The following is a 7,950-nucleotide window of genomic DNA, read 5'->3' on the forward strand; positions in this document are numbered from 1 at the left end:
ATCAGAAAGAAATTCCCAGAGGCATTTACTGGCGAGGGAATAGTGAGCTGCGCCGTACAGCCAATGTTGGTTAATCCAATATCAAGATAAAGGCTGTTTCATTTTTCTACAGTTTTTTTCGTACGGTTGTGATTTACTGGAAGTTGAAAGTAACTCTGAGTATATAAAAACAGGTAAAAAAGAATTAAATCAAATTTGTAGCAGTGTTGGTATGTCAGAAGAAAGTAGATTAAATTGATGATTGGAGAAACCAATATTCAGAACAAAATCTATTTCTAAAAAACTGTTTAATAAATCAGATTATTATGGTTGATTTTAATATTTCATTATTAACTCAAGGCTTTAATTCGGGTATAAAAATAGCAGAAATAACTGGTTTCATAGAATCTTCAAATGTCAAATTAGACAAGTTGATAAGCACAGAGTAAAATTCAGGTATTAGAGACTTACAAAATAGTGAAAGAACCGATAATCTTGAGAGAAAAAAAAATTTTGTAGATGAAGCATACAAGTGTTTTAGAAATGCTCGGAGTATGGAAAAAAATGAAAGATTATGTTTGGCATATCTTGGATATATTTATTGCCTTGGTTGTATGAATGAAAGAGAAAATCTGAGAGTTGCCCTAGAAGAGTTTTCATGTAAACATTTCCAGGTTAATTTTTGGAGTTATAAAACTTTCAAAGAAGAATTTGTGGATTTTTTTGTTTCTAGTATACAATACCTACCTTTTAAGTTGAAAAATTATAAATTATTTGCACAAGACTGTATACTTTTTGCTAAGTTGTGTTTATTATTATTCTTGTTATTTATTCGACAATTCAATCCTCAGTATTGTAAACTTAGGATGAGGTATACAAGAAAAAAAAATGTAGAAACATTTAACGAACTTGAAAACAGAATCAATTTTTTTCAAAAACGAAGTATTGTATACAAAAAGATGATAATGATTGCCGAAAAATTTGAAACAAAACAAGCAAAAGATATAATGAAAGACTCAAGAGAAAGGCTATTTTTGATAGAAAAGCAGATGCAAATATTTGAATTACAGAAAGAAGCTTACTATTATGCCAATGAATTATAAGCGATCGCCGAAATCAACAAAACAATTCCAGCAACAAAATTTCTAATACTGTTAACTACTACATATCATTTTTGAACTTCTGACTTCTAACTTCTGACTTCCTCATTCGCCCCATTCAACAAAAGTTGTTTCTACTTTAGCTCCCGGAGAAACATTACCTTTAAACGATGCTACTTTTCCTGGTTCAACTGTACTAGGTTCAGCATAAATAAACCCATTATCAATAATATTTCCAGCATCATCTAATACTTGATAATTTACTTTAATTTGCTTCACAATTTTACAGCTTTGATTAGCAACTTTACCAGTTAAAAAATTACCATCATAGTTAACATTACTAATCGGTATATCTGTAGCTTTAACTTCTTTTGAACTTGATTTACAACTAATTTTTTTACCTTCATCAATAGCTTCTTGATCGCCACAGAGATTAACTAAATTAATAATTTCCCCTTCCGTAGTTTCCATATAACAAATTGGGTTATCAAATTCAGATTGTTGAGCAAATATATTCACCAAATTACTCTGTAATAATTGACGATCGACTCCCCCATTTAACAATGGTATTAAGATAGTAAAATAGAAGTATTTCATAGTAACTATTAAGCTTGAAATTTAATCGCAGTTGTTCTCCTCTTCATCTTCCCACACTCCCTACTCCCTACTCCCTACTCCCTACTCCCTACTCCCTCTTGTTAATACTTTCTCAGACTCTTAGCTCGCTGACTCCTCATTGCTTCCACACTACCCTCTAAACCTAAATCTTGTAAAATTTCCATAGCAGCTATTTCACCTGTCTGACAACCACCTTCCATATAACCTTGATTTTCTAGAAAAGATGTATGCTCCCCGGCAAAAAATATATTACCCACTCGCTGTCTTTCTACACCATAAAACTTTGTCCACTCCCCCGGTTTGTAACATAAATAAGAACCACGAGCATAAACTTCTCCTGGCCAATAACTACAAATTGTCCAATCTGGCATAGAAATATTACTAATACCAGGAAAAACCTGTTCGAGTTGGGAATTCAATTTTTGAGCATGAATTTTCGGACTACCAGTTCCTATTGCTAGACCTTGAGTACCGCCAACAAATTGTGTAATCAAACCCATACCTGAATGATAACGACTTTCAGCAGTTTCCCAAGTGCTTTGAAACCCTAAATCTAAATAGACATTAGCTGTAGAGTTGTAGCGAGTACGCCAAATTTTTTCTTGATAAGTAGTAGTTAACTTAGAGTTCGTTCCGTAGCTAGCAGTATCTATAGATAACTTTTTCAAAGGTGGCAAATCTACATTAAGCTGAACTTGTCGTAACAAAGTTAAGGGTAATGTGAGCAAAATTCTCTCATAAGTACGGTCAAAAGTACTGTTGCCAGACCTTAATGCGACTCGATACCGACCATCAGAAAGATAATTTATCGCTTCTAATATTGTTCCCGTCTCAATAGAATTGGAGACTAAATTTGCCAACTTTTGGGGGATCAGTTCATTACCTCCCTGTACGTTAAAAAGTTGCTCACTAACACCAATAATGCCAAACTTACCTACTTGAGTACCTATTATATAGATTAAATTGAGACTAGACTGCTCTTCCATATCTAGACCGTAGTAAGTTTCGTAAGCAGCTTTGACTAGCTGGCGAATTGCTGGTGTAGTTTGAGGAATTTGGTCTAAATATTCGGCAATTGAAATATTATCTAGTTCTACTGCTGCTGGAATTTTTGTAGTATAGTCCTTAAAATTAGCGATCGCCTCGAAATCTCTATTAATCTGCTCTGCAATTGGTGCAAAGTCTGTGGTGATTTCTGCTAATGAAACCTTGCGACCTTCAAACAAGTAAGTCTCTTGTGTTTCCAAATTTTCATCGACTGCGTGCAAATCTACAAGACGCAATCCTAATTCCTCAATCAAACTGCGCAGATAAATATGCTCGGTGTAGATAAATTCCCCACCAAGTTCAACAGCAAATGGAGTACCTAATGCTTTTTGGCGAGTTCGGATTCTACCTCCTACCCGGTTACTAGCTTCGATCGTGTTTACTGGAACTCCCGCTTGAGTTAGACGATAGGCAGCAGTTAATCCGGCAATTCCTGCTCCTACTATTAATACTGGGGTTGTTTGAGATATTGCCCTTTCTCCACCCTTAGACAAAAGGGAAACTTTAAATTTTTGAGCTAAGTCTAAACCACCTTTTAATAAGCGATTGCAAGCATTCGGAAATTTCCTAGCTTTAGCTTCTTTTAGCATTCCTAATAATTCATCACTAGGAATACCAGTTTCTCTTGACATTCTGGCAATATTATGAGCGCGACCTAGTATTGTTATCACGGAAGATTTAGTCATTTTTGATATCTCATATAGAATCCGGTTATATAGTATATGTTGATAGTTGATAATTTCTATAACTACTTCAATCCTTTAATCTCCCCTACTCCCCTTTTCCCATCCTGGGAGGGTTTAGGGGTGGGTTCTCTACTCCCATACTCCCCTGCTCCCCTGCTGCCAACTATACCATAACTATTCAACCGGACATGATATCACAATCGCAGGACTTACCCACAGACAAGTCTAATATATAGCTTTCAAAAACTATAACGTTAGAGATATGTAGTGCTTAGAACTCAAAAATCCGTAATTTTTGAACTTTTGAAGTATTAAGCACCCAAATCATCTAAAATTTCCATCGCAGCTATTTCACCACTCTCACAACTACCTTCCATCCAACCTTGATATTAATCAACTAGAAATTCTTACCTTAGTGGTAAACCCCGCCTTCCGCGAACAACATTACCTCTAGGTCCCTGTCTTCGGCCACTACGACGACTTACTTGTGAAGACTGTCTAATCCTCAGCGCCTCAACAGCAGGAGCTAAACCTAAATCTTCTAGAATTTCCATCGCAGCTATTTCACCACTCTCACAACCGCCCTCCATTAGACCAGAGAAATCTAAAGAAGTGTGTTCGCCAGCAAAAAATAAATTACCTACTCTCTCCCCTTCAACACCAAAAAATTGAACAAATTGCCCTGGTCGATAACAAGTATATGAACCCTGAGTATATAATTCTCCAGGCCAATAAGTCCGGACTGCCCGACCGATGCGATCGCTACTAATTCCCGGATATACCAAATCAAGCTCTGGCAAAAAGCGTTGTGCGTGGTCTTCTGGAGTTCCGCTACCTAAAACTACTCCTAAATTTCCGCCAGGCAAAAATTCCAGTACACCCTCCGTAGTCGGACTTGTTGGGGCAACTTCTCGGGTATTTTGAAACTGTAAATCTACATAAGTTTCTCCACTTGAGCCAAACCGAGTGCGCCAAACTGGGTTATTAAAAGCTATATGTAACTTAGAATTTGTACCAAAACCGTAATTATCAATAGCAAATCTTTTAACTGGTGGTAGATCGACATTGAGTTGCACTTGACTGAGTACCGGAAAAGGTATAGTTAAAACAATTCTTTCATAAGTACGGTCAAAAGTTCTTTCTCCAGACCTCAAACTAACTCTGTAACTACCATCTGATAAAGTTGTTATTGCTTCTAGAACCGTGCTAGTTTCAATGGAACCTTGTACAAGATTAGCAAGATTATTAATAATTTGACTATTACCACCAATAATTCGATAACGTTCGTCAGCAGAACCATATAATTCAAATGTATTGGGTTCAGTGCCAATAATATATATTAGATTCAGACTCGACTGTTCGTTAGCATCCAAACCATAGAAAGAATTGTAAGCTACTTCCAGCATTTGTCGCAAAGTAGTGCTAGTGGGAATAGTTTCTAGATATTCGGTAATTGAGAGATTATCTATATCTGCGGTAGGTTGGTCAAAAGTCGTATAATCTTCAAAATTATCAATTGCTATCAGAGTCTCATCTATTCTTTCGGCAACAGGAGCAAAATCATTAATAATTTCTTCTATGGGAATAATTCTACCCTCAGCAAAGTAAATTTCTGGCGTTAACCCCTCCTCACCAGCTACCAGATCGAATTCTGTTAATCCCAGTTCTGCTGCTAAGTCACGAATGCAAACGTGTTCAGTATCAATATAGGCAGCTCCTAATTCAGCATCAATAGTTGTTCCGGCAATTTTCGAGATACTTCTAATCCGACCTCCCACTCTATTTCTAGCTTCTATCACATTTACTGGTACTCCTGCCTGAGTGAGACGGTACGCTGCAGTTAATCCCGCAATTCCAGCACCTACTATTAATATAGGTGTTTGTTGAGCCATTGCTCGTTGTCCACCCTTGAAGAAATTAGAAGTTGCCATTGCTCCAGCAAACCCTAAACCACCTTGTAATAACCGACGGCGAGTAGTCCGAAATTTATTACTTTGAGCTTCTCTGACCATTCCTAATAATTCATCGCTGGGAATGCCAGTTTTTTTCGACATTCTGGCAATACCATAAGCGCGACGTAGAATGTTCATTAAAGAAGATTTACTCATAATTAATGTCCCTTAATTTTTAATTATAAATTTTGAATTTAAAGCATACAGAAATGAACGATTGTAGTAAGATAACATTGCTTAGGTTGCAATGTAAACTCAAAAATAAACTTTTAAGAAATGTTAACTATTGAAACTCTGTTTGATGAAGGATTTTATTTATTTCAAAACCCCGATGTTGTAGATGAAATTGCTGCGGGTAATTTCAGTAGTGGTTTGGAACATTTTGTGAATGTGGGTCAATTTGAAAATCGCGACCCCAATGCTTTATTTGATACTAGCTTTTATCTGGAAATTAATACTGATATAGCTGCTGCTATTGAGGAAGGTAATCTGACGGCAGTGGAACATTTTATTAGGTTTGGTCAATTTGAATTGCGCGATCCTAGTCCTTTCTTCCAGAATCTTTTTTATATCTCAGATCCTGAGTTTGCGACAACATTAGAATCAGCAGGATTAACACCTTTTGAACATTATGTTAGGTTTGGTCAATTTGAAAATCGTGACCCTAGTGCTTTGTTTGATACAGATTTTTATCTTGGTCAAAATCAGGATGTAGTGGAGTTACTAAATAATGGTAGTTTTAGTAGTGCAATTCAACATTACATTTTAGTTGGTTTGCCAGAAAATCGTTTGAGTACTCCTCCAGATGTTCGAGATGATTTGTTAAATGTTAATGCCGATATTGGTGTTTTGGGAAGTGCAGAATTTAGCAATTTTATTGGAGATGGAAATCCGGTTGATGTTTATAGTTTTATGTTGAATACTCCTAGTAGTTTAGATGTTGTATTAACTGGTTTAGTTGGGGATGCAGATGTGGAGTTAATTGAGGATATTAATAATAATGGAGTGGCAGAAATTTTAGAGGTTTTTGCTGAGTCAAGAAATGTGGGTACTGTTGATGAAATAATAGATATTGATTTCTTACCTGAGGGTAATTATTTTGTCCGAGTTTCTGAGTTTAGTGGTCATACAAATTATTCTTTGTTTTTAGAAGCTAGTCCAATTTAGAGTAGTTAATAATAGTAGGGTGGTTCAAAAATTAATAATTAATAATTAATAATTAATAATTAATAATTAGGGTTTGCTGATTAAATCTAAAAGCATTGACATATCAAGGTTGAACGCATTTTTTAGTTTAAAAAAATCCAAGCTTAATGGTCGTAATTGTTCAAAAAAGAGCGCATTTTAGGCTTATAGTTGCGCAGAATAATCAAGGGATTATTCTTCCTCCTACCTCCTCTATAATTCCCATTTCTCCCCTCCTGGGAGGGGGAGGAGCGAGGGGTGGGTTGTCTCCTGTCTCCTACCCTTACCCATAAGACTTCCATAAGCAAACCCTAATTAATAATTACCTCTCCTTGAAAACCGATAGGATTGACGAACAGGAAAATTTTTTCTTCACAGGAGTCGATTGGATATGCCTCCGAGACCCACTCTTGACAGAGCCGCTCCGCTTTATATGTTGCGGAGCAAAACGCCATCCCACCCTACGGGAAGTTCCGAAGATCGACCGCTTTTTTCTCCTTTAAAGGAGAGGCTTTAAACCTTAATTATTCGGTAAATTTTGAATTATCATCAAGCAACTATAAACTTTTCCTCTTTCTTGCCTGCCCTAAATTAAATTATCAGTTATCAGTTGACGAAGGAAACCCAAAAAAAATATCTTTAGAAAAGTTTCCAAACTGTTATCCTAGATAAATTAATATCCTTAGATACTTTGCTTTATTCCCTAAAAATAAACCCAAAATTGGGAATCATATTAGTTGCTCATAACTTATTCAATCAAACCAATTATACTGTTAATTTTTAGGTAATTCTCCAAAGCGATCGCGATAACGAGCTAATAAAGATTCTAATTATTCGGTTCATTTTTCTGCTTCTTGCTGTGCCAATACTTCCTGATTAAAATGCGCCTTTATGCCCCGATTTTGTAGTAGAATTACTTTCTAAAAATGATACTATTTTAGAGTTACAAAAAAAGATGAAAAAGTATCAGTCAAATTGTGCAATATTAGGTTGGTTAATTGATAGTGAAAACTGAAAATAGAGATTTATTGGCAAGATCGGGAAGTGGAAATTTTGGAAAATCCTAATAGTTTATCTGGGGAAGATGTGTTGCCTGGATTTGTTTTAGATTTAATAGAAGTTTGGTAATGGAGTGCTAAATAAACATTTGTTGCTGAGAGGATATCTGAAAAGTTTTTTGATACTGAATTTTGCCCCTCTAGCCCCCCAAAATTGGGGGATTTAGGGGGCTTTAATTTTGAAAAGCGCTGTTAAAAAATAATTAAGCCAAAGAATTTTCCTTAGCCTAATTCTCCTTTGTTAATTTTCAGGTAATTCTCCAAAGCGATCGCGATAACGAGACAGTAAAGATTCTAATTCTTCGGTTCGTTTTTCTGCTTCTTG

5 protein-coding genes and 1 pseudogene are annotated in these 7,950 nt (G+C 35.8%); 3 read left to right on the plus strand and 3 right to left on the minus strand.

Going from position 1 to position 7,950, the window contains the following annotated elements:
• The first annotated feature begins 533 nt into the window (after nucleotides 1-533).
• Nucleotides 534-1,082, plus strand: coding sequence for a hypothetical protein (locus tag F6K23_RS39490; RefSeq protein WP_293166521.1), 549 nt, complete (start codon nucleotides 534-536; stop codon nucleotides 1,080-1,082).
• A 102-nt stretch (nucleotides 1,083-1,184) separates the two neighbouring features.
• Here the strand turns inward: F6K23_RS39490 and F6K23_RS39495 are convergent, their stop codons facing one another.
• From F6K23_RS39495 to F6K23_RS39505, 3 genes are all read right to left on the minus strand, one after another.
• Complete coding sequence (locus tag F6K23_RS39495; RefSeq protein WP_293166523.1) at nucleotides 1,185-1,676, minus strand: FxLYD domain-containing protein; 492 nt, start codon at nucleotides 1,674-1,676, stop codon at nucleotides 1,185-1,187.
• A 101-nt stretch (nucleotides 1,677-1,777) separates the two neighbouring features.
• Nucleotides 1,778-3,430: an NAD(P)/FAD-dependent oxidoreductase gene (locus F6K23_RS39500; RefSeq protein ID WP_293166525.1), complete on the minus strand. Its 1,653-nt coding sequence runs from the start codon at nucleotides 3,428-3,430 to the stop codon at nucleotides 1,778-1,780.
• A 407-nt stretch (nucleotides 3,431-3,837) separates the two neighbouring features.
• On the minus strand, nucleotides 3,838-5,538 hold the full coding sequence (locus F6K23_RS39505) for a flavin monoamine oxidase family protein (protein ID WP_293166527.1): 1,701 nt from the start codon (nucleotides 5,536-5,538) through the stop codon (nucleotides 3,838-3,840).
• 120 nt (nucleotides 5,539-5,658) lie between these two features.
• On the opposite strand from F6K23_RS39505, the gene F6K23_RS39510 reads away from it, so the two are divergent.
• Together F6K23_RS39510 and F6K23_RS39515 are read left to right on the plus strand one after the other, a co-directional pair.
• Nucleotides 5,659-6,549: a PPC domain-containing protein gene (locus F6K23_RS39510; RefSeq protein WP_293166529.1), complete on the plus strand. Its 891-nt coding sequence runs from the start codon at nucleotides 5,659-5,661 to the stop codon at nucleotides 6,547-6,549.
• Between the two features lie 904 nt (nucleotides 6,550-7,453).
• Nucleotides 7,454-7,695, plus strand: a pseudogene (locus F6K23_RS39515) (Uma2 family endonuclease); the annotation flags it as partial.
• Nucleotides 7,696-7,950 lie beyond the last annotated feature (255 nt).

Origin of the sequence: Okeania sp. SIO2C9 (assembly GCF_010672455.1) — a bacterium.
Classification (GTDB): domain Bacteria; phylum Cyanobacteriota; class Cyanobacteriia; order Cyanobacteriales; family Microcoleaceae; genus Okeania.

Bases quoted from the DNA above. Each gene is read 5' to 3' on its own strand.
- F6K23_RS39510 (WP_293166529.1), top strand. From the start codon at position 5,659: ATGTTAACTATTGAAACTCTGTTTGATGAAGGATTTTATTTATTTCAA.
- F6K23_RS39500 (WP_293166525.1), bottom strand. From the start codon at position 3,430: ATGACTAAATCTTCCGTGATAACAATACTAGGTCGCGCTCATAATATT.
- F6K23_RS39505 (WP_293166527.1), bottom strand. From the start codon at position 5,538: ATGAGTAAATCTTCTTTAATGAACATTCTACGTCGCGCTTATGGTATT.
- F6K23_RS39490 (WP_293166521.1), top strand. From the start codon at position 534: ATGGAAAAAAATGAAAGATTATGTTTGGCATATCTTGGATATATTTAT.
- F6K23_RS39495 (WP_293166523.1), bottom strand. From the start codon at position 1,676: ATGAAATACTTCTATTTTACTATCTTAATACCATTGTTAAATGGGGGA.